Origin of the sequence: Hymenobacter arizonensis, from assembly GCF_900115775.1 — a bacterium.
Lineage (GTDB): Bacteria > Bacteroidota > Bacteroidia > Cytophagales > Hymenobacteraceae > Hymenobacter > Hymenobacter arizonensis.
Genome location: NZ_FOXS01000002.1, coordinates 697218 through 717278, shown reverse-complemented (window position 1 = coordinate 717278; position 20061 = coordinate 697218). Strand labels below are relative to the sequence as shown.

The following is a 20061-nucleotide window of genomic DNA, read 5'->3' as shown; positions in this document are numbered from 1 at the left end:
CCTGCTAGCCCTGAGTCATTTACTCGATTAAAAAGCGGTTACATTCCACTGATTTCTGCTGAATATTATGTAAATCGAATTCTACTCCTTTCTCCCACTTCACACCTTTTTCCTATGAGACATTTTAAGGTATTCGCCCGCGGCCTGATTTGGGCACCGGCGGTTGTGCTGGCCTTGGGCGCGTGCAGCCAGAAAACCACGGCCGTGACTACTGCACCCACCGAAACTTCGGCCACGGCCGCCACGTCGGCTCCGGCGCCCGTGGGGCCGGCATTTCAGATTCCGGTGGAATACTATACCCTGTCCAACGGGCTGCAGGTGGTGCTCTCGCCCGACAAGACGGCGCCTACGGCCACGGTGGCGGCGTACTACGCGGTGGGCTTCCGCACCGAGCCACGCAACCGCACGGGCTTCGCGCACCTGTTTGAACACCTGATGTTTCAGGGCTCGCAGAACCTGGGGAAGAACGAATTCATTGGCTTGATTCAGAAAAACGGCGGGGCCCTGAACGGCTCGACCCGCTTTGATTTCACCAACTACTACGAGGTGGTGCCCGCCCACAAGCTGGAAACCATACTGTGGGCCGAAGCCGACCGCATGCGCGGCCTAGCTATCACCCAAACCAATCTGACCAACCAGCAGGGCGTGGTGAAAAACGAGGTGCGCGTGAACGTGCTCAACCAGCCCTACGGCGGCTTTCCGTGGCTGCTGATGCCCCAAAAGGCCAACAAAAACTGGAACAACGCCCACAATTTCTACGGCGACCTGAAAGACCTCGACGCGGCCACGCTGGCCGACACCCGCGAGTTTTTCAAAACCTACTACGCGCCCAACAACGCCGTGCTGGCCGTGGTGGGCGACTTCGACCCCGCCGAAGCCAAAGCCTGGGTAGAGAAGTACTACGGCAACATTCCCAGCGCCCCGCAGCCGCCCAAACCCGACCTGGCCGAGCCGCGCCAGGAGCAGGAACAGCGCTTTGTGCACGACGACAAGCTGGCCACCAAGCCGGCCCTGGCCTTCGCCTACCACATGCCCGAGCGCAACACTCCCGAGTACTACGCCATGATAATGCTCGACCAGATTCTGCTGCAGGGCAACGACAGCCGCCTCTACCAGGCCCTGGTGCAGAAGCGCGGCTACACCGACAACGTGAGCGGCGGCATCAACTCGGACCTGGGCAACCAGTTCAACTACAACGGTCCTATGCTCTGGATGGGCAGCCTCGTGTACGACCCCTCCGTGCAGTCCGATTCGGTGACGCAGGTGCTCGACCAGGAAATCAACCGCCTGGCCAAAAACGGCATTGACCAGGCCACGATGGACCTGGCGATGGTGAAAATCCGCTCGGCGTTCTACGACCAGGTGAGCGGGTCCGACAATTTTGGGCGGGCCGACTTGCTGGCATCTTTTGCCTTATTCGACAAGGACCCCAGCCGCATCAACCGGCTCGAAAGCGAGTTTCGGCAAGTGACGCCGGCGCTCATGCAAGCCACCATCCGCGAGTACCTGCGGCCTACCAACCGCACCATCATCACCGTCAACCCGCTGGCCAAGAGCTAGCCCACTCCCCTACCCGCCATGAACAAGCTACTTATCGGGCTGCTCAGTGCCGCCCTTATTGCCACGGCCGCGCCGGGGGTGCACGCCCAAAAAACGCCTGTCAAACCGAAGACGACCACTAAGCCCGCCGCCACTCGCTCGGCCGGGGTGGCCAAAGCAGTGGCAGCGGCCAAAGCGCCGGCTGCGCCTAAAGAAACGCCCCCGGAAGGCGGTACGCCGCGCGACTTCGCCCTGCCCGCCAAGGAAGAATTTACGCTGGACAACGGCCTCCGGGCCCGGCTGGTACCCTACGGCCAAGTGCCCAAAGTGACCTTGATGGTCGCCATTCAAGCCGGCAACGTGCACGAGGCGGAAAACGAAGTGGCCGTGGCCGACCTGCTCGGCAAGCTGCTGCAGGAAGGCACTCGTAATATGTCGGCCACCCAGCTGGCCGAGCGCGTGGCCCGCATGGGCGGCTCGCTGAACATTTCGGTGGGGCCGGACCAGACCACTATTTGGGCGTCGTCACTCTCAGAATACGCGCCAGAAATGGCGGCTTTGATGGCCGAAGTAGTGCTGAACCCCGCCCTACCCGCGGCGGAGGTGCCCCGCCTTAAAACCGACCTGAAGCGGCAGATGGCCCTGGCCCGCGCCCAGCCCGGGGTGCAAGCCCGCCAGAAGTTCACGGCCGCCATCTACGGCAACCACCCCTATGGCCGCGCCCTGCCCACCGATGCCCAGCTTGATGCCTTGACCCTGGAGCAGGTCCAAAATTTTTATAAGAACCAATACGGTGCCCAGCGCACCAGCGTGTACGTAGCGGGCCGCTTCGATGCGCCGGCCCTGGGCAAGGCCATTACCAAGGCGTGGAGCGCCTTCCCGCAGGGCCCCGCGCCTACCATCGACATTGCCAAGCCCGTAGCCAAGGGCGACGTGCTGACCCAGGACCGGCCGAGCGCCCCGCAGTCGACCATTGTGGTGGGCCTGCCGGTCGTCGACCCCAGCAGTCCCGACTACATCCGCCTGCGGGTGATGAACTCGCTGCTGGGCGGCTCGTTTGGTTCGCGCATCACCCGCAATATTCGGGAAGACAAGGGCTACACGTACTCGCCCTACAGCTACATCCAAAGCAACTATCGCACCGCCAACTGGACGCAAAACGCCGACGTAACCACCGCCGAAACCGGCAGCTCGCTGCGTGAAATCATGTACGAAATCGAGCGCTTGCAAAAAACGCCGCCCTCGGCCGATGAGTTGAAAGGCATTCAGAATTTTGAAGGCGGCATGTTTGTGCTGCGCAACTCCAACCCTGGGGGTATTATCAGTCAGCTGAACAGCCTTGATTTTCACGGCTTGCCCGAAACCTACCTCACCGAGCAGGTGAAAAACATCAACTCCGTGACGCCCCAGCAAGTGAGCGAAACTGCCCGCAAATACATCCGCCCCGAGGCCATGACCATCGTGGTAGTGGGCGACAAAAAGGTGATAGAACCACAGCTGAAGAAGTTTCAGCAGACGCGCAAGAAAGCACTTTAAGGTTGTAATAAACGCTTGCGCAAAGTAGCGCGGACGTACCCGGAGGACTACAAAGTCCCTCCGGGTACGTCCGCGCTACTTTGCGCCAGGGCAGTTAGTAAGCAACTGTATAGCCTTTGGCCCAACCTTTGTCCAGGCAGCCAGCATCTCACCTGGCCTACCGCCGCATCTGCACTTCTATGAAAATTTTTACCCGCACGCTTTTGCTCGTAGCGCTCGCCAGCGCTTCTGGCATTTTCACCGCCTGCTCCGATAAAACCGAAGCCCCAGCGCCCGCCGACCCAACTCCGACTTTCAAGATGGGCAGCTACTTTGATTTTGTCACTACCACCCCGGCTGGCGGCACTGCCCACACGGGCTTTGGCACCACCCACAGCGCCCTGGACATTAAGGGAACCGCCAGCCTGGCACCGCAGGTACTGGCACTGGACTTCATCGCCGGCACCGACAATGCTTACTTCGAAGTAGACCGCGCCAAGCTGAGCGCCGCCTGGACGGGCACCTACACCCTGCGTTGCCGCAACCGCCCCACCGACGCGGTGTTCACCTCTTACATCTATAAGGTTACCACCGGCTCTGTTATTTACCGCCTCAGCGACTTCACCCAGGACCTGACTGGCAACGTCACCATTACGGCCTACGACGCCAAGCGCCAGCTGGTGAGCGGCAGCTTTGAGGTGCGAGCCCCCGAGCAGCGCGACCCAACAACCACGAGCACCACCGCGCCGAAGTGCACCATCCTACTGGCCGGCGAATTCAACAACATGAAAGTAAAGCCTCAATAGCCTGAGGCCAACACAGCAAGAAAGCCGTCTTGATTGCTCAAGACGGCTTTCTTGCTGTGGTTATTTGAGCGCTTCGCAAGCACCGCCGCAATGGCTGCTGCTTTTAACGTGCACCATACGCTTCGGAGTACGCTCCCCGTTGGGGTAAGACGGCTTCTCGTGCGAAAAGTAGCCCTACAGCAGAAGCAGGCCGTGGGTGCCTGCTGGTTAAGATTTTTAGTTGTAGACAATTGGGCAATCCGAAGCTGTATTCAGCTTCTTCGTTGGGTTTATTCTTCCATAAGCGAGCGGATACCAAAGTCATAACAGCACCCTACAGATGAGTATGGACAAGAGTTGCTTTTTGTCATCATAATTAGAATTGATTTTGTTTAGGATTTTATAATTACAAACTATATTTGGCCCGCCTTCACGCAGAGCAAACTGAGGCATGACGTCCTACACAATTGCAGCCACTTATGAACCTACAGCAGCTCACTTACCTCGTGGCCCTGGACACCCACCGCCAGTTCGGCCTTGCCGCCGATAAAAGCTGTGTGAGCCAACCTGCCCTGAGCGTGCAGGTGCAAAAGCTGGAAGAGGAGCTAGGCGTCTTACTTTTCGACCGCACCCAGCGCGGGGCCGAGCCCACCGCCGTAGGCGCCAAAGTCATTGCCCAGGCCCGGCTGGTGTTGCGCGAAGCCCAGCTGCTGCGCGAGTTGGTGCATGTAGAGAAAGGCGAAGTGGTAGGCGAGCTGCGCCTGGGTGTAATTCCGACGCTGGCCCCGTACCTGGTGCCCCGCTTTCTGGTGGGCCTTACCACGGCTTATCCTGATTTGCGGGTGCGGGTAGAAGAGTTACGCTCAGAGGAAATCATGCAGCAGCTCAAGGAGCACCGCCTCGACGTGGGCCTGCTCGTGACGCCACTCGACGACCGGCAGCTGCGTGAGCTGCCCTTGCTCGATGAGCCGTTTCTAGTATTGGCCTCGGAAACACACGAGTTGGCTGCCCAAGCCACCGTGAGCCCCGCCGACCTGCAAAGCCCCGGCCTGTGGCTGATGCAGCAAGGCCACTGCTTCCGCAACCAGGTTTTGAACCTGTGCGGGCCCGCCTCCCCCACCGGTGCCATCACCTACGAGAGCGGCTCGATAGAAACCCTGAAAGAGCTGGTGCGCCGCCACCACGGCTACACGCTGGTGCCCGAGCTGGCCATGCTGGAGGAAGTAGATAACAATCCGCTCATCAAACGCTTTGTAGCCCCGGCGCCGGTGCGCGAGGTGAGCCTGGTGGTGCACCACGGCTTTGTGCGCACCACGCTGCTCGCCGCGTTGCGCGACCTGATTCTGGCCAGCGTACCCGCCCGGCTGCACGCGGGCAAAGCCGGCACGAAGGTGCCCTGGCGCTGACGCACATACCTAGCGCAAGCTGTCAATCCACGGTTCAGAGCGCTAACGCTCCGCGGATAGGCATTGAAAAGCAAAGCTTTCCTAACACTAGCGGCACGCAGACTTTGCCTGCTGCCATCTGCCATAAGACCCGTTACGTCCCTTAGCTTCGTAGGTACCCGCCAGGACCCAAGCAAAATCTACTTCCATCTTTGACCGCCCTATCCACCCTTTCTACCATTTCCCGACTGCTGCTCGTGCTGTGGCTGCTGCTCGCGGGCGTAGGGCAAGCAGCCAGGGCCCAAACAGCCGCCACGGACAGCCTGCGCCGCGAGCTGGCCCAAACCCGGCCCGATTCGAGCCGGGTGCTGCAGCTGCTCAAGCTGGCTTATTCCTACCGTGCTTCCAAGCCGGATTCTACCACGCACCTGGCCCGGAAGGCGTTGCAGCTGGCCCAGCGGGTTGGCTTTGGCAAGGGCGAAGGCCAGGCCCTGGGCATGATAGGCGGCGTGCAGCGCGAACAGGGCCAGTTACCGGAGGCTTTTGCGACCCTGCTGCAAAGCTTGCCGCTTAACCGGCAAAACCGCGACTTTGAAGGCGAGGCCCGCAGCCTCAATTCCCTGGGCAACATCAGCCTGGACCTGCGCCAGTACCGGCAGGCCCTGCGGTACTACGAGCAGTCGAAAACCCTTTTTGAGCGGCTGCAGCTGCAGCCCTGGGTGGCGGGCGCGCTCACCAACCTGGGCAGCTGCTACGAGAAGCTCGGCGTGCTGGACTCGGCGCTGCTGTTTCAGCAGCGGGCTGAGCAACTGATTGCGCAGCACCCGCAACCCCGGCTGGCGGCGGCGCTGGCCCTGCGCAACATGGGCAACGTGCTGGCCCGGCTGGGCCGGCACCCGGAGGCCTTCGCCTACTACCGGCGGGCCATTCGCGAAACCTACCTCAACAACGACCTGCGCAATCGGGCCATGGCCGCTTACCTCATGGCCGACCTCCACCACACCCTGCAGCAGCCCGACTCGGCCCTGCGCTACGCCCACGAGGCCTTGCGCACCGCCCAAAAAGTGTCTTACCGCGTCACGATGCTGGAGGCCAGCAACCTGCTCACGCGCCTCTACCAGGCCCGGGCCAACGTCGACAGCGCGTTTCGGTACCAACGCCTGGCCATGGCCACCCACGACAGCCTGTTCGGCCCCGAAAAATTTCAGCAACTACAGCTCTTGGCCTTTACCGAGCAACAAAAGCAGCTGCGCCAGGAGCAAGCGCAGGAGCACCAAACCGTGCGCTACCAGCGCCTGGGCCTGCTGGCCATCGCCTGCATTATTGGGGCGGTGGCGCTGCTGCTGGGGCGCTCCAACCGCCAGCAGCGTCGTGCCAATCAGCTCCTGAACGAGCGCAACGTTCAGATTGACGCCCAGCGCCAGGAGCTTGCCGCCACCCTCGCGGAGCTGCGTAGCACGCAGGCCCAACTGGTGGCGGCCGAGAAGCTGGCCTTCATTGGTGAGCTGTCGGCTGGCATTGCCCATGAGTTGCGCAACCCGCTGGCGTTCATGCACAACTTTGCCGAAGTCAGCGTGGCCTTGATTGACCAGGAACAACCCGGTGCCGCCCAGGCGCCGGGACTAGAGCAGGAAATAAGAGCCGGGCTGAAGCAAAACCTGCAGCAAATCAGCCAGCACGGGCAACGGGCTTCGTCCATTATCAAAAACATGCTGGACCATGCGCGCACGGGCACCAGCCAGCGCGAGCCCACCGACCTCAACGCCCTGGTGGCCCAAACCCTGCTCCTGACCAACCACGGCAGCGTGGCCCCCGGAGCGGGTCCGGCGGTTGAGCTACACACCCATTTTGCACCGCAGTTGCAGCCGGTGCCCACGGTGCCCGGCGAGTTGGGTCGGGCCTTGCTTAATCTGTTTACCAACGCCTTGCAGGCTGCCCGGCTGCGGCAGGCCGCCGAGCCGGGCCACCAGCCCGTGGTCAGCGTCACGACTGAGCGCGTGGGCAATGCCGTGGAGGTGCGGGTGCGCGACAACGGCCCGGGCATGTCCGACGCCGTGGCCGCGCAAGCGTTCAAGCCCTTTTTCACGACCAAGCCCGTGGGCGAAGGCACGGGCCTGGGCCTGTCCCTTGCCCACGACATCATCACCAAAGGCCACCACGGCTCCCTCACCCTGAAAACGCAGGAGGGAGAATTTACCGAATTCACGGTCCAAATACCCGCCTAACTTTGCTGCCCGCCGCTTGCCCATTTCCCGCATGAGATTTTTTCAACTGTTATTCGGCCTGAGCGTGGCCGCGCTGCTAGCCGGGTGCGCCCGGCCGGCCAAGGTGCAGACCACCAAGCTGCCGATATATGACGTGGTAATCAACCACGTAACCATCGTGGATGTGGTAACGGGCCAGCTCCAACCCAACCAAGTGGTGTCCATTTTGAAAGGCAAGATTATCAAGGTGGAGCCCGCCGACCGGGACAGCTACGCGGCCAAACAGTACGTGAACGGCAACGGCCGCTACCTCATCCCGGGACTGTGGGACATGCACGTGCACTTCCGGGGCGGCGACAGCCTCATGGTAGCCAACCGCAAGAGCCTGACCCTGTTTTTGGCCCACGGCATCACCACGGTGCGCGACGCGGGCGGCGACCTCACTCCCAGCATTTTCCAGTGGCGGCAAGACATGGAAGCCGGCAAGCTGGCGGGCCCGCGCATCTTCACGTCGGGCCCCAAGATTGACGGCCCCCAGGCCTACTGGCCCGGCTCGCTGGAAGTCGAAACCATGCCCCAAATCCGCAGGGCCGTTGACTCGCTCAAGCGGCTGAAGGTGGACTACGTAAAGATTTACGACAGCAAGATTTCCGGCCAGGCCTTCCTCAATACCATTTCCCAGGCGCAGCGGCGCGGCTTGAAAACCACCGGGCACATGCCCTACTCCGTGACGTTGGGCGAGGCAGTGAAGCGCGGGCTCGACGCCACCGAGCACCTCTACTATGTGTTCAAGGCCTGCTCCAGCAAGGAAGACAGCCTCACGGCCCTGGTGCGCAACAGCCTGCAGACGCCCAAGCCGCTGGGCTTGTTTGCAATGCTACCCGCCGTGTACGACACCTACAGCCCGGAGGCCGCGGACCGCATTTTCAAGCTCATGGCCAAGAACAAAACCGCCGTGGTGCCCACGCTGCACATTGGCAAAACCCTGAGCGAGCTGGCCGAAAACGACCACGCGCAAGACACCATGCGCGCCTACATCGACCCTAAAATTCAAGCTACTTACACCCGGCGGCTGGCCAGCGCCCAGCAGCAGTCGCCCGCCGCCCGGGCGTTCAGCCAGAAGCTGGAAGCCAAGTTCTACACCCTAGTGCCGCTGATGCAGGCCGCCGGAGTGCCCATTCTGGCTGGCTCCGACAGCGGGCCGTTCAACTCCTTCATTTATCCCGGCACTTCTCTGCAAGACGAGCTCCAAGAGCTGGTGCGCGCCGGCCTCACGCCCTTGCAGGCCTTGCAAGCCGCCACCATCAACGGCGCCAAGTTTATGGGCGTGGCTGACCGCACCGCCACCATCGCCCCGGGCAAAGACGCCGACCTGCTCCTGCTCACGGCTAATCCGTTGGATAACATCGCCAACATCAAGCGCATCGACGCGGTGGTGTCGCGGGGCAAGGCATACCCGGCGGCGGCCTTAACTAATATGCTGAGAGCGGTTAAGAACCCGTAAACCCGAACGAATTGGGCATGCGTGGGCCCAGGCATTAGTCTTAGTTGAACAAGGGAAATTCGGGTTCCTCAGCGGCCCGCGTCTCTTGCGTGACCCCGAAGGCCTGAAGCAGTTCCAACAACAGAGCGCTGTCGGTAACGGTGCCCGGCACGGGGTCTTGGGCCAGCACCGTGTCGAAGGCCTGCGTCACGGCCGGACCGGCCACGCGCCCAAAGGCCATGCCCCACTCGCCAAACCGCCGCCCAGGCCCCGGGCCTTCGCTAACCGTCACGACGCTGGTGTGGCGGGGGTCTTGCTGAATGCGGGCGTAGAGGGCACGCACGGCCGCTTCGGGACCTTCCAGCACCTGCACAAAGCGGCTATCGTTGTAAAGCAATAAACCCGTGAGCTGATTGGCCGCGTTGAACGGCCGGGCCGAAGCCAGCAAGTCCTCCAGCTGCGCATCGGTGAAGGGCTTGGTGGCGTGGCTGCGGTAGAGCACGTGGTACTGGCTGGCATCCAGAAGGCCGATAACCTCGTCGATGGTGAGTTCGCCCCGCTGGTAGTGCTGCAGCAACTGGCGCTCGTAGCGCTGAGGGGTAAGTTCGGTGTTGGCCGTCAGGGTCATGACCCAGTCGACCGCCCGACGTCGTTGGGCCTCAGTAGCAAGGGGGGGACGAAGCATTTTTTTGAACTTGTACGCCGCCCAACTTTATTCGATTAATATATAGTAAATAATATGTTAAATAAATTTTTATTCCCGCACAGCAAGCCCGAATAGCAGCCCTACTGGCGGGCGCTGCTGCGGGGTGATGCGCCTCCCCCAACACCCGTTTGGCTCAGCAGAGCAATCGCGGCTTAGAACCCGAAGCCAATCCGCACGCCCGTGCCCAGCTTCTCCCCGCTTTGCAGGGCGGTGTAGAAATCTACGCGCAGCACCTTCACAATGTGCTCGATGCCCACGCCTACTTCCACGTAGTGCCCGGCTTGCGCGGTGGTCAGGTAGTTCAGCGAGGCCACTTCCTGCAGCTTCAGCTTGCGCAGCAGCGGGATGTTGTTGAGGAAAAAGCCGTTGAAATGGTGGTCGTAATGAGCTTCGACGTAGCTATTGTTGGTGCTGAAGCGGTAGTAGTCCAGCAGCTGGAAGTTGCTGAAGTTGCCGGTCAGAATGGTTTGGTTGCCGGAGAAGTGGCGGTAGTCCATGAACTGCATGCCCTCCTTGCGGCCCACGAAGCTGCCGACGCTGACGCGGTAGCTGCTGTTGCCCAGCAGGCCCAGCGCCACGTTGTCGCGCACGCCGGCTTGGAGCAGGGTGTAGCGCACATCACTACCCAGCACGCCGGGCAGGGCCGCGCGGCCCTGCAGGTTGATGGTGGGCCATTTCGAGCCAAGGGTAAAATTGCCATTGGGGCGGCTGATGTAGCGCTGCCCGGGCTTGTAGTCCATCGACACGGCCACGGTGAGCACTTGGCTGCGGCCGAAGCTGGTGTTGGGCATTTCCTCGCTCACGGGCCGGTTGGGGGTAAAGGCTCGGTTGGGTATGTCCCTCAGGAGGCGGTCGGTGGTGTTGAACAACTCGCGGCGGTCGAAGTAGCCGCCGCTCAAGCGCAGGTTGAGGCCGTTGATGGGCTCGGTGAGGTAAGTGAGCTCGGCGCCGTCGCGGCGGTAAAGCTTGGCGTAGTTGCGGTTGGCGTAGAGCGTGTAGATGGTGTTGATGGCCGGCGTGAGCTGCGAGTTACGGTCAAAGTTTTCGACGGTGCGACCCACCAACAGGGAGAATTGCTTGGTTTTGGCGGGGTGCAGCTGCCAGGTAGCCGCCAGGCTAGGGTTGAACTCCTTGCTGCTGACGCCATAGCGCAGGGTGGGCGTCAGCGTGAAAAAGCGCCGGTCTTCGGTGCGCTGCCGGTAGATGACTTGGGGGTTGAAGACCAGCCCTTCCACGGTATTGTATTGGTAAATCTGGGCCAGCGGCAGCACCGACACCGACTGCTTTTTGAAGGTATTGACGTGCGTGTATCCGCCTATCAGCAGGTTGATGGGCTCAAACTCGTTGCGCTTGCGGTCGAGCGAGTCCTGGTAGGGGCGCGACTTGCGGAGGGTTTCGGTGCTGTCTTTCACCTGGTAGTCTTTCTGCTCCTCGGCGGTCAGGGGCACAGGGCGCACCTGCTCCCAGTAGGCAATGTCGCGCTCGTTCACGCCTTTTTCTACCAGCTGCACCTGGCCGCGTGGCATCCGGGCCAGGGGGTCGTTTTTGATGGAGTCGCGCACGGCCTGCTTCACCTGCTTGCGCACCTGGGCGTTGAGGCCGCGCAGGTCAGGCTTGCGCTTGCGAATTTGGGCAGCGGTCTCTTGGCCCACGGGGGCGCTTTCCTTGGCCTCGGCCACCACGGGAGGTGTTTTGGCAGCAGGTGGCGCGGGGTAGGTGGGCACCACGTTGGCATAGTCGGAAAGCACGGCCGAAATGTAGCCCGACCCTTTAAAACCCAAGCCCGAGAGGTTGGCCCGCACCTGCTGCGACTGAATGAGCCACACGTTGGGGTTGCCGGGCGCAGGGGCGTACTGCTGGGCAATGTGCAGCTCGTCGACGTAGTCAATCTGGGCATCCTTGTCCAGGGTCAGGTCCACGGAGTGAATGCGCCAGGAATTATCAACGATGTAAATGAAACCGGTGAAAACGGGGTCGGTGCGGCGGCGCGGAATCACCCGGATTTTGTGCACCACGTCGCCGCCCCGCGGGGTGCTGCCCACCAGCTCGTACTTGTAGAACAGCATGGCGTTGCTGGCGATGGGCGACACGAACCCCCGCTCCGAAAAGCCCGGCTTGATGAGGTTTTCATAGAAGCCCAGGTTACGCGCCGCGCTGGCCCGGTTGAAGCTGATGCCGCGGGAGTCGCCGCTCACCCGGCTGGATATCATGCGCTCCTTCACCGTGTTGGGCTGGGTGAAGCTGAATTCGGACACGCTCTCGGATAGGTAAAAAATGCCCTTTTTGATGTCGGGCCCCAGCTTGAACAGGCCCATGATTTTCTCGGGCGTGTCGTTGATGCGGCCCAGGCTTTTGATGTAGACTCGGGCCCGGTAGGCGGCCACTTCGCGCCGGTGGTAGGCCCGCCACTGCTGCGCCTGCTGAATAATGGCGTAGGCCGGGTCGCGGTCGGTCGACTTCACCACCACCTCGCCCAGGTTGTAGGACTCCGGCTGCAGCGTCACGTTCACAGTCAGGAGGGTGTCGCCGCCCTGCACGCGCACCGGCTGAATCTGGGGCCGGTAGCCCACGTACTGAAACACCAGCTCGTATTGCCCGGCCGGCAGCCGCAGCTGGTACTGGCCCTGTTCATTGGCCCCGGTGCTGGTGGCGGCACCGCGCACCGCCACGTTGGCAAAAGCTAGGCCCTGGTTGTTGGCTCCGCTCACCGTACCCTTTATGACACCGGCGTGGGTGCTAAAGGACAAGAAACTAATTACCAGAAGAATAAACGGTAGACGCAAAGCAGAAAAAAGCATGATGCAGAGTATGGCAGCAAATAGAACCTGGCCAAGTTACGGCCTCCTGCCAGCAGATGCCAGTTAAGGCCCAACAGTTGCTTGGGAGCATTGCAAATTGAATCTATTACTTTTTGGCGCCGCTCTCTGACTGCCGCATCGAGCGCACCTGATGGCTTAGCAGGTATTGGGCGGGTCAATGAAATAGAGACCGTCATGCCGAGCGCAGCTGAGGCATCTCGCGTGGGGGAGTAACTCAATCGTGAGGACGATGCGAGCGAGATGCCTCGGCTGCGCTCGGCATGACGGTCTTCTGGCTGATTATTGACTTACCTGACACCTTACCAGCGCAGCCAAACACCGTTTACAACCGTTACCTTTTTCCCTACGCCACCACCTCCTCCGCCGGAGCCAAGGCAGCCGCGCGGGCATCGGCTCGGCTGGTGTACCAGGCATTCAGGCCCACGCCCAGCAGCACCAGGGTCATGCCGGCGTAGGCCACCGGGCCGAAGCTTTCGGCGAAGAAAACGTAGCCCAGGCCCAGCGCATAAAACATGCCCAGGTAGTTGAGCGGCGCCACGCGGCTGAGGCGCTCCAGCTGGTAGGCGCGCGTCATGGCCACTTGCGCGCCTTGGGTGAAGGCGCCGCAAGCCAGCAGCCACAGCCAGTCGGTGCCCTGCGGCAGTTGCCAGCTAAAGAGGCAGCCCAGCGCAGCAAGTGGCAGCGAAATCAAGGGGAAGTAAAAAACGATAACCAGGGGATGCTCGCGCCCGCGCAGCCTGCGGATGGCGTTATAGCTCAGCCCCGATAGCAGCGCGCCAAATACCCCAATGCCCAGAAATGCCAGCCCGGCTGCTCCTTGCGCCCCGGCTGCCGGGCCCACCGGCCCGCCTTGCTGCACCAGCACCACGCCCCCAAAGCTCAGCGCAAAAAATACCCACTGCAGGTGGCGCACTGGCTCGCGCACCAGCCAAATACCCATCACCGCCGTGAAAATGGGCGCCAGGTACTGCGCGGTGACGGCCGTGGCCAGCGGCAGATTCTGCAGCGCCAGAAAGTAGCACACCAAGGCCAGCGCCCCCGTACTCCCGCGACTGATGAGCAGGCGGTAATTGTTGCCAAAGGGCGCCACGCCCAGCCGCCGCAGCGCCACGTAGCTGGCCACGATGGAAAAAACGGAGCGGAAGAAAATAATTTCCAGCGCGGGCAGGTGCTGCAAGTGCTTTACGCAGGCATTCATGCCCGCAAACAGCAAGGTACTCAGCAGCATCAGGCGAATGCCAGGACTTATTGCATTTAACATTTATCAATCAACACTTGACAATCCTTCGTTAGCGTTCAAGGAATTCCACTCAACAGACGGGAACGGGTAACGAACTTCGGCCGGCATTGTTAGAAGGGAGCCGCTGAAAGCAAAAGAAGGACGGCTGTTAAATGTTAATTGATACCTGTTAAATGTTTAAAAGCCCCGACAAGACGCCTAAGCAATACACGCCCGGCGAAGCCCTGCAAAAGATTGCCTCCTTCTGCGCCTACCAGGAGCGCACCCAGAAAGAGGTGGAGCAAAAGCTCCGCTCCTACGGCCTGGACGAGGACGAAGCCGGCGAAATCATCATCCGACTGAGCCGGGAAAAGCTGCTGGACGAAGAGCGGTTTGCCCAGGCTTTCGTGCGCGGCCACTACCGGCAAAAGAAGTGGGGCCGCCGCCGCATTTTGCAGGAGCTCAAGCAAAAAGGCATCAGCGAGTACTGCATCAAGTCGGGCATGAAGGAGATTGACGGCGAGGAGTATTACCAGAACCTGGTAGACGTGATGGAGAAGAAGGACCGCCAGGAAAAGGAGAAGAACCCGCGCGTGCGCCGCATGAAAATCTCGCAGTACCTCACCGGTAAGGGTTACGAACAGGACCTTATCAAAATTGCGCTCGATGACTTGGGCAAAGCGCCGGAAGACGACGAGTAAGTAGCGCGGACTTTTAGTCCGCGCACCAATTACACCCGCCTCCGTGTAGCTATTTGCCGCCGCGGACTAAAAGTCCGCGCTACTTCGCGCAATTCTACTGCTTGGGCCCGGCCTTCGGCAGCGTCATTTGCTGGCCCAGGATGACGCGCCGGCCAGTCAGCGTGCGCAGCATGGGCACTAGTATTTGCTCGGCGTTGCGCTGGGTGGCGGGCAGGATACCCGACTGCAAGGCTGCATTGCGCACCTGCGCTTCGGCGTACTTGTACCCTTCATCCACCAGTTCGGCATCTTGGAAAAAGCCGTTTTCGGTGCTGAAGACGCGGCTTTGGTTGTGGTTTATCTGGAAGCTGCACAGCTCGGGCGCGGGCAGCGACACGCGCACTACCGAGTCGCCCTCCAGCACCACGTCCTGGGGCCGGAGCTTGCGCAAGTCGATGCAGCCCACGGCCTCGCCGGCCACCACCAGGGCCACTTTCGATTCGGGCAGGAAGCGGTAGGTGCGGCGCTTGTATTCCACTACGTCCTTGAAGCGGTAGCGCACCAGCTCCAGCCGGCCCAGAGCTTCGACCTGGGTCAGAACCGTGTTGTGAGTGACGGTGACTTGCGGGTTCAAGCTGCTGGCTTCGTTTAGCTCGCCAAGTACGGGGCCCACCTTGCGCCACAGAAACCACCCCAGTCCCACCAGAAACAAGAGCGGCAGCAGGCGACGAATTAGGCGAAATAGATTCATAGGCTCTACAGTACGGGCCCCGGGCGGCGGCGTTCGGGCGGGCCAGCCGCTAGCTTTGCGGGCCATGGGCGTGTTATTCTTTTTTCGATTGCTGGTTCGGCGCCTGTGGCCGCGGCACCCGGCCCTGCTGGCGAGCCTGTGGGTGCTGGTGCAGTTGGTGTATTTGCGGAAGTTTCACGGCCCCCACTTTGCCAACGACAGCTTTCGCTACCTGGAGTACGCCGCCAACATTGCCGAGCGCGGCTACTTCGAGCCCGGCCACAACCTGCGCTACGTACTCTACCCGCTGTTTCAAAGCTTCTGGCTGTGGCTGGGCGCGGGCTGGTGGGGGATAGTAGCTGGCCAGATGGCGGTTTCGGCCCTGGCCACGCGGGCCGTGTACCAGGGCACGCGCCGGCTGGCCGAGGGGCGGCGCGAAGCCGCGGCACTGGCCACCCTGCTCTTTATTGCCTGGCCCGATATCCAGCAGTTCAACGTTTTTCTGCTCACCGAGTCGTTGTTTATCAGCCTGGTGGCGCTGTCATTCGGTGCGTTTACTCGCGTGCGCCACGGCGGGCGCAAAGCCTGGGCGCTGCTGCTGCTCCTGCTAGCACTCACGGCGCTGGCCCGGCCCAACGGGTTTATGGTGGGGCTGGCAGCTGGCTTGGCGGGGCTCGATGCGCTGCGCCGCCGCCGCGACTCACGGCCCTGGCGGGCGGCGCTGTTCCTGCTAGTCCTACTGTCGCCCCTGCTGTGGCAGGCCCTCAACCACCAGCTTGCCACCTATTACCTCATGGACACCTACCAGCGCGGCGAGCTGATATTTCGCTACCAGCTCTGGGCCGTGCACCAGGCCGAACCGCTCAATATGCCGCCGCCCGGCACTGGTCCGGCCGCGCGGGTGCTCTACTTTGCTTTCCACAACCCCATTTACCTGGGGCGGCTGATGCTCGGCAAGCTATTTGTTTTCGTGAGCTACCTCAAGCCGCATTATTCGCTGGCGCACCGCCTGGTGGGCGTGGCCGTGCTGTGGCCAGCCTATGTGCTGGCGGCGCTGGGGGCGCGCCAGGCCGCCATCTGGCGGCCGGCCCGGGTATTTCTGGCGGCTATTTTTCTGCTCCAGACGGCCATCATCATGCTTACAGTTGATGACTGGGACGTCCGGTTTCTCGCGCCGGTTTTGGTGGTGGTATTCGTGCTGGCAGCACTGGAGCTAACGGCCCGCTGGCAGCGGCGCGCTGGCTAATAAGGAGATTCTCGATTGGTACATTGAGTTTTCCTATGTGTGACCCCACCCCCAGCCCCTCCGGGAGAGGGGCTGGGGGTGGGGTCACACATAGGAACGGACACCAACCGCTATTCAGTCCGCAATGCTCCCGAACCGCTGGTGCCAGCCCGCCCAGGCCTGCAAGCCGCCGGTATGAATCGCCACCACAGTACTGCCCCGCCGAAAGTGCCCCTTGCCAATTAAATCCAGCACGCCATAGAGCAGCTTGCCGGTATAAACCGGGTCGAGCAGCACCGCATGCCGCTCCCGAAACTGCCGAATGAACCCCAGCAGCTCGGCGGAGTATTTGGCGTAGCCGCCAAAGTGGTAATCGGTTTGAAGCGAGTAGTTGGCGAAAGCCTGCCCTACCGCCTGCTCGGTCAGGGCATCTACTTCGGCGCGCAGGAAACTGCCGTTTTTCAGGGCTGCTACCCCCACGGCCTGCTGCTGGCCCGCCAGGCCCGTGAGGAGTCCGGCCAGGGTACCGCCCGTACCCACGGCCACAGCCAGCGCATCAAAGTCGGTTAGGGAGCGCAGCTCGGCCACCAACTCGGCGCAGCCGGGCAGGGCCAGGGGGTTGGTGCCGCCCTCAGGCAGCACGTAGGCCGGGCCGAAGGCAGCCAGCTGTTCGGCTATAAAATCAGGGTCGGAGCGACGGCGGTAGGTGTTGCGGTCCAGGTAGTGCAGGGCCATGCCATCGGCCACGGCCTGGGTTAGCGTGGGGTTCAGCACGGCGTGGCCAGCGCCCGGGGCGTCACCCCGAATCAAGCCAATGGTTTTAAATCCGTACAGCCGGCCGGCCGTAGCCACTGCGGCCACGTGGTTGGAGTAGGCACCGCCAAAAGTCAGCAGCGTGTGGTGGCCTTGCTGGCGGGCGGCCTCCAGGTTGTACTTCAGCTTGCGGGCTTTGTTGCCGGGCAGGTCTGGGTGCGCCAAATCATCGCGCCACAGCAGTAGGCGCACGCCATGCGCAGCGGCCAGGGGCTCATTGATTTCCTGTAAAAGTGCGCGGTCAGACTGCATGCAGAAAGGTAGCCGACTCAGCGGCGGTAGCGCGTGGAGCCCTAGCAAAACCAGAGCCCCACGCGGGCGCCTTTATGCCAGCGGAGCGGCGGCTACCGGAGCGTCAGCAGTTTGCTTGCGGCGCGAGGCGTATACGCCCGCCCCTACCAGCACCAGCAGCAGCGCAATGCTGGAAGCCAGCGAAACCCCGTTGCCAACGGAGTAGGAATTAGGCTCGAAACGGAACTCGATGGTGTGCGAGCCGGCCGGCACTGGCATGGCCCGCAACACGTAGTCGGCCCGCAGGTGCGGCACGGGCTTGCCATCGAGGAAAGCCTGCCAGCCATCGGCGTAGTAGATTTCGGAGAACACCACCATGCCATTGCGGGGCGACTGGTAACTGTATTTCAGCTCATCGGGGCTATAGCCCGTCAACTTGATGGTGGCCCCGGTGATGTCGTAGGTCGCGGCTTTTTGCTGCGGGAACTTGCTCGCGTCCACTACGGCCTCCGTGGCCGGATTCAGGGTGTTAAGGGCCGTCATTTCCTCGTCGGGGCTGTTCACGGTTTTCACCTCGCTCACAAACCAGGCATTGCCCAGGGCGCCGGGGTTGCGCTGCACGGGCTGCTTGGGGTCGCCGGTGATGAGATAACGCGTGTTCAGCATGTTGAGCACCTGCTGGTTGTTGTTCGAAATCTGGCGCTCGATGAGGTCCTGGTAGCGGCGCAGCTTGGCCCCGTGGTAGCCCCCAATGCTCTTGTGGAAGTAGGATGTCTGGGCTTCGTTGAAGGGGTTCTGCATGTTGAGCACGCGGTAGCTCAGACCCGGGTCTTGCAGAATCATCTGGTCGGCGGGCGAGGGCTGGAAGGCTTCGGCAATGGTCTCGCGCTGGAATTTGTCCGTGCCGAGGTAGCGCTTGTCGACGCCCCACAAATCGACTAGCACCAGCAGCACCATGATGGCCGCGGCCGGCACGGCCTCCAGCCGCCCTTTGAGGTAGAAATACAGCACCGCCAGCGCGGCACCAATGAACAGCAGCCCGCGCCACACGTCGCCGCGCAGCAGGTCGGCCCGGTCGGCGCGCAGGGCGCCCAGCAGCTCCGGCGTGAAACCCTGCTTGGTCAGCTCATTATCAATCGGCGCCGCAAAATCGAAGCTGAAGCTGGCCAGATACGCCAGCACGCACAGGCCCGCCGTGATGGCGCCGGCATACAGCACCTTGGGCAGCAAGGCCGCTGCTTCGCCCGACATGGGCACTTTGGCCGCTCCGGCCGCTTTTGCCAGCGCAGGGTGCTGCTGGGCATCGGCCGGAACCAAGGGCTGCGGCTTGGGGTGGGGCCGCAGCACGCGGCTCAAGGCCAGCGCGCCGAGGATGGGCATGGCCAGTTGGGCAATAACCAGTGCCATGCTCACGGCCCGGAACTTGTTGTAGCCCGGCAGAATGTCGAAAATCAAGTAGTTGAAGGTCTCGAAGTTCTTGCCCCAGGCCAGCAGAATGGACAGAATGGTACCCGCCAGCAGCCAGTAGCGCGTGCGTTTTTCCACCACAAACAGCCCCAGAATAAACAGAAAGCACACCACCGCGCCCATGTAAACCGGGCCGGCCGTGTAGCTCTGCTGGCCCCAGTAGGTGGGCATCCCCGTGAGGTATTCATGGGGCAGGCCGGCTTTGGCCAGGTTCGAATCGGTACCGAGCGGCATGGCGCTGGCGCCGCCGTAGAAGTTGGGAATCAGCAGGGTAATGGTTTCGCCCACGCCGTAGCTGTACTGGAAAGCGTAGTCGCGGTCGACGCCAGTGCTCTCGTCATCAGGGTTGGTGGCCGAGGCCTGGCCGGGTGCCGGGCTCTTGAGCTCGGTGCGGCCGCGGTTGCTGTACTTGCTGTACTCCAGGGTGGTGTAGAGGCGGCCAAAGCTCACACCCACGGCCAGGGCCGCGCCCAGGCCCAGCAACGCCGTGCGCTTCAGGAACTCGGGCAGGCGGCCGGCCCGGGCCGCAGCCACCAGCTCGATGATGCCGAAAATGACCACCAGCAGCATCAGGTAATACGTAATCTGGAGGTGGTTGGCGCGCACGTTTAGGGTGAGGCCCACGGCGAAGAGCGCGGCCCCCAGCCACTTATCGCGGCGGTATGCCACCAGCACGCCGCCCAGCACCAGGGGCGCATAGGCCAGGGCAATGCTCTTGGTGTTGTGGCCCGCGGCCAGAATAGCGAGGTTGTAGCTCGAAAAGCCCAGCGCCACGGCCCCGGCCACGGCCACCAACGGCCGCACGCCCAGCGCCACCAGCAAGATGTAGCCGCACAGCAGCGCCAGGAACAAGTTGGCTACCACAGCGGGCAAACCCAGGGTCATGATTTTTTGCAAGTACCCTGACCAGTCGCCCGGAAAGTGCAGGCTGATGAGGTAGGTGGGCATGCCCGAGAACATGGAATTGGTCCAGAGCGCCTCCTTGCCCATGGCTTTGGCGTACTCCTGCGCCTCGTGGGCGCCACCCTGAAACTGGGTGATGTCGTGCTGGGCCAGCGTCTTGCCATCGAACACTATAGGCGAGAAATACACGCAGGCCAGCAGCACGAAAAACAGGACTGCCAGCACGTGGGGCAGCGCCCGGCGCCACCACGGCGCGGACGAAACAGAAGAAGCAGAAGCAACAGCAGCCATCAGGGCAATTTTAGGGAACACAAAAACGTGCCCGAAGGTACAGTTGCGCAAGGATTCGCAGAGCAA

The 20061-nt window shown here is 61.9% G+C and carries 14 protein-coding genes; 8 read left to right on the top strand and 6 right to left on the bottom strand.

Annotation, left to right across the window (positions count from 1 at the left end):
• Positions 1-114 precede the first annotated feature (114 nt).
• The 6 genes from BMZ66_RS09390 (at position 115) to BMZ66_RS09365 (ending at position 8932) form a co-directional block, all read left to right on the top strand.
• A complete protein-coding gene (locus tag BMZ66_RS09390; protein ID WP_092671574.1) occupies positions 115-1560 on the top strand; it encodes a M16 family metallopeptidase in 1446 nt (481 codons plus the stop codon).
• Between the two features lie 18 nt (positions 1561-1578).
• Entirely contained in the window at positions 1579-3075 is a 1497-nt protein-coding gene (locus tag BMZ66_RS09385) for a M16 family metallopeptidase (protein WP_092671571.1), read from the top strand.
• A 179-nt stretch (positions 3076-3254) separates the two neighbouring features.
• Positions 3255-3860 (top strand): hypothetical protein, encoded by a 606-nt coding sequence (locus BMZ66_RS09380; RefSeq protein ID WP_092671568.1) that lies wholly within the window; start codon positions 3255-3257, stop codon positions 3858-3860.
• Positions 3861-4318: 458 nt separating this feature from the next.
• Positions 4319-5245, top strand: coding sequence for a hydrogen peroxide-inducible genes activator (locus tag BMZ66_RS09375; protein WP_092671565.1), 927 nt, complete (start codon positions 4319-4321; stop codon positions 5243-5245).
• Positions 5246-5436: 191 nt separating this feature from the next.
• Positions 5437-7449, top strand: coding sequence for a tetratricopeptide repeat-containing sensor histidine kinase (locus BMZ66_RS09370; RefSeq protein ID WP_092671562.1), 2013 nt, complete (start codon positions 5437-5439; stop codon positions 7447-7449).
• Positions 7450-7480: 31 nt separating this feature from the next.
• The gene (locus tag BMZ66_RS09365; RefSeq protein WP_143080127.1) at positions 7481-8932 is read left to right on the top strand and encodes an amidohydrolase family protein; all 1452 of its coding nucleotides are present in this window, start codon (positions 7481-7483) and stop codon (positions 8930-8932) included.
• Positions 8933-8972: 40 nt separating this feature from the next.
• Here the strand turns inward: BMZ66_RS09365 and BMZ66_RS09360 are convergent, their stop codons facing one another.
• The 3 genes from BMZ66_RS09360 to BMZ66_RS09350 form a co-directional block, all read right to left on the bottom strand.
• Positions 8973-9596 (bottom strand): BLUF domain-containing protein, encoded by a 624-nt coding sequence (locus BMZ66_RS09360; protein ID WP_092671556.1) that lies wholly within the window; start codon positions 9594-9596, stop codon positions 8973-8975.
• A 173-nt stretch (positions 9597-9769) separates the two neighbouring features.
• Complete coding sequence (locus BMZ66_RS09355; RefSeq protein WP_092671553.1) at positions 9770-12415, bottom strand: DUF5686 and carboxypeptidase regulatory-like domain-containing protein; 2646 nt, start codon at positions 12413-12415, stop codon at positions 9770-9772.
• A gap of 364 nt (positions 12416-12779) precedes the next feature.
• Positions 12780-13697 (bottom strand): DMT family transporter, encoded by a 918-nt coding sequence (locus tag BMZ66_RS09350; RefSeq protein ID WP_234795048.1) that lies wholly within the window; start codon positions 13695-13697, stop codon positions 12780-12782.
• Between the two features lie 152 nt (positions 13698-13849).
• Between BMZ66_RS09350 and BMZ66_RS09345 the strand changes: the two genes are divergently transcribed.
• Positions 13850-14356, top strand: coding sequence for a regulatory protein RecX (locus tag BMZ66_RS09345; protein WP_092671547.1), 507 nt, complete (start codon positions 13850-13852; stop codon positions 14354-14356).
• A gap of 94 nt (positions 14357-14450) precedes the next feature.
• Here the strand turns inward: BMZ66_RS09345 and BMZ66_RS09340 are convergent, their stop codons facing one another.
• Positions 14451-15086, bottom strand: coding sequence for a DUF4230 domain-containing protein (locus tag BMZ66_RS09340; protein ID WP_092672991.1), 636 nt, complete (start codon positions 15084-15086; stop codon positions 14451-14453).
• Positions 15087-15150: 64 nt separating this feature from the next.
• Here BMZ66_RS09340 and BMZ66_RS09335 point away from each other — a divergent pair, with 64 nt between their 5' ends.
• Entirely contained in the window at positions 15151-16311 is a 1161-nt protein-coding gene (locus tag BMZ66_RS09335) for a hypothetical protein (protein WP_092671544.1), read from the top strand.
• Between the two features lie 114 nt (positions 16312-16425).
• On the opposite strand, the gene BMZ66_RS09330 is transcribed toward BMZ66_RS09335, so the two are convergent.
• The gene (locus BMZ66_RS09330) at positions 16426-17355 is read right to left on the bottom strand and encodes a 1-aminocyclopropane-1-carboxylate deaminase/D-cysteine desulfhydrase (protein WP_092671541.1); all 930 of its coding nucleotides are present in this window, start codon (positions 17353-17355) and stop codon (positions 16426-16428) included.
• Between the two features lie 72 nt (positions 17356-17427).
• Positions 17428-19995 (bottom strand): YfhO family protein, encoded by a 2568-nt coding sequence (locus BMZ66_RS09325; RefSeq protein WP_092672987.1) that lies wholly within the window; start codon positions 19993-19995, stop codon positions 17428-17430.
• Between the last annotated feature and the right edge of the window lie 66 nt (positions 19996-20061).

Bases quoted from the DNA above. Each gene is read 5' to 3' on its own strand.
- BMZ66_RS09390 (WP_092671574.1), top strand. From the start codon at position 115: ATGAGACATTTTAAGGTATTCGCCCGCGGCCTGATTTGGGCACCGGCG.
- BMZ66_RS09385 (WP_092671571.1), top strand. From the start codon at position 1,579: ATGAACAAGCTACTTATCGGGCTGCTCAGTGCCGCCCTTATTGCCACG.
- BMZ66_RS09380 (WP_092671568.1), top strand. From the start codon at position 3,255: ATGAAAATTTTTACCCGCACGCTTTTGCTCGTAGCGCTCGCCAGCGCT.
- BMZ66_RS09375 (WP_092671565.1), top strand. From the start codon at position 4,319: ATGAACCTACAGCAGCTCACTTACCTCGTGGCCCTGGACACCCACCGC.
- BMZ66_RS09365 (WP_143080127.1), top strand. From the start codon at position 7,481: ATGAGATTTTTTCAACTGTTATTCGGCCTGAGCGTGGCCGCGCTGCTA.
- BMZ66_RS09360 (WP_092671556.1), bottom strand. From the start codon at position 9,596: ATGCTTCGTCCCCCCCTTGCTACTGAGGCCCAACGACGTCGGGCGGTC.
- BMZ66_RS09355 (WP_092671553.1), bottom strand. From the start codon at position 12,415: ATGCTTTTTTCTGCTTTGCGTCTACCGTTTATTCTTCTGGTAATTAGT.
- BMZ66_RS09350 (WP_234795048.1), bottom strand. From the start codon at position 13,697: ATGTTAAATGCAATAAGTCCTGGCATTCGCCTGATGCTGCTGAGTACC.
- BMZ66_RS09345 (WP_092671547.1), top strand. From the start codon at position 13,850: ATGTTTAAAAGCCCCGACAAGACGCCTAAGCAATACACGCCCGGCGAA.
- BMZ66_RS09340 (WP_092672991.1), bottom strand. From the start codon at position 15,086: ATGAATCTATTTCGCCTAATTCGTCGCCTGCTGCCGCTCTTGTTTCTG.
- BMZ66_RS09335 (WP_092671544.1), top strand. From the start codon at position 15,151: ATGGGCGTGTTATTCTTTTTTCGATTGCTGGTTCGGCGCCTGTGGCCG.
- BMZ66_RS09330 (WP_092671541.1), bottom strand. From the start codon at position 17,355: ATGCAGTCTGACCGCGCACTTTTACAGGAAATCAATGAGCCCCTGGCC.
- BMZ66_RS09325 (WP_092672987.1), bottom strand. From the start codon at position 19,995: ATGGCTGCTGTTGCTTCTGCTTCTTCTGTTTCGTCCGCGCCGTGGTGG.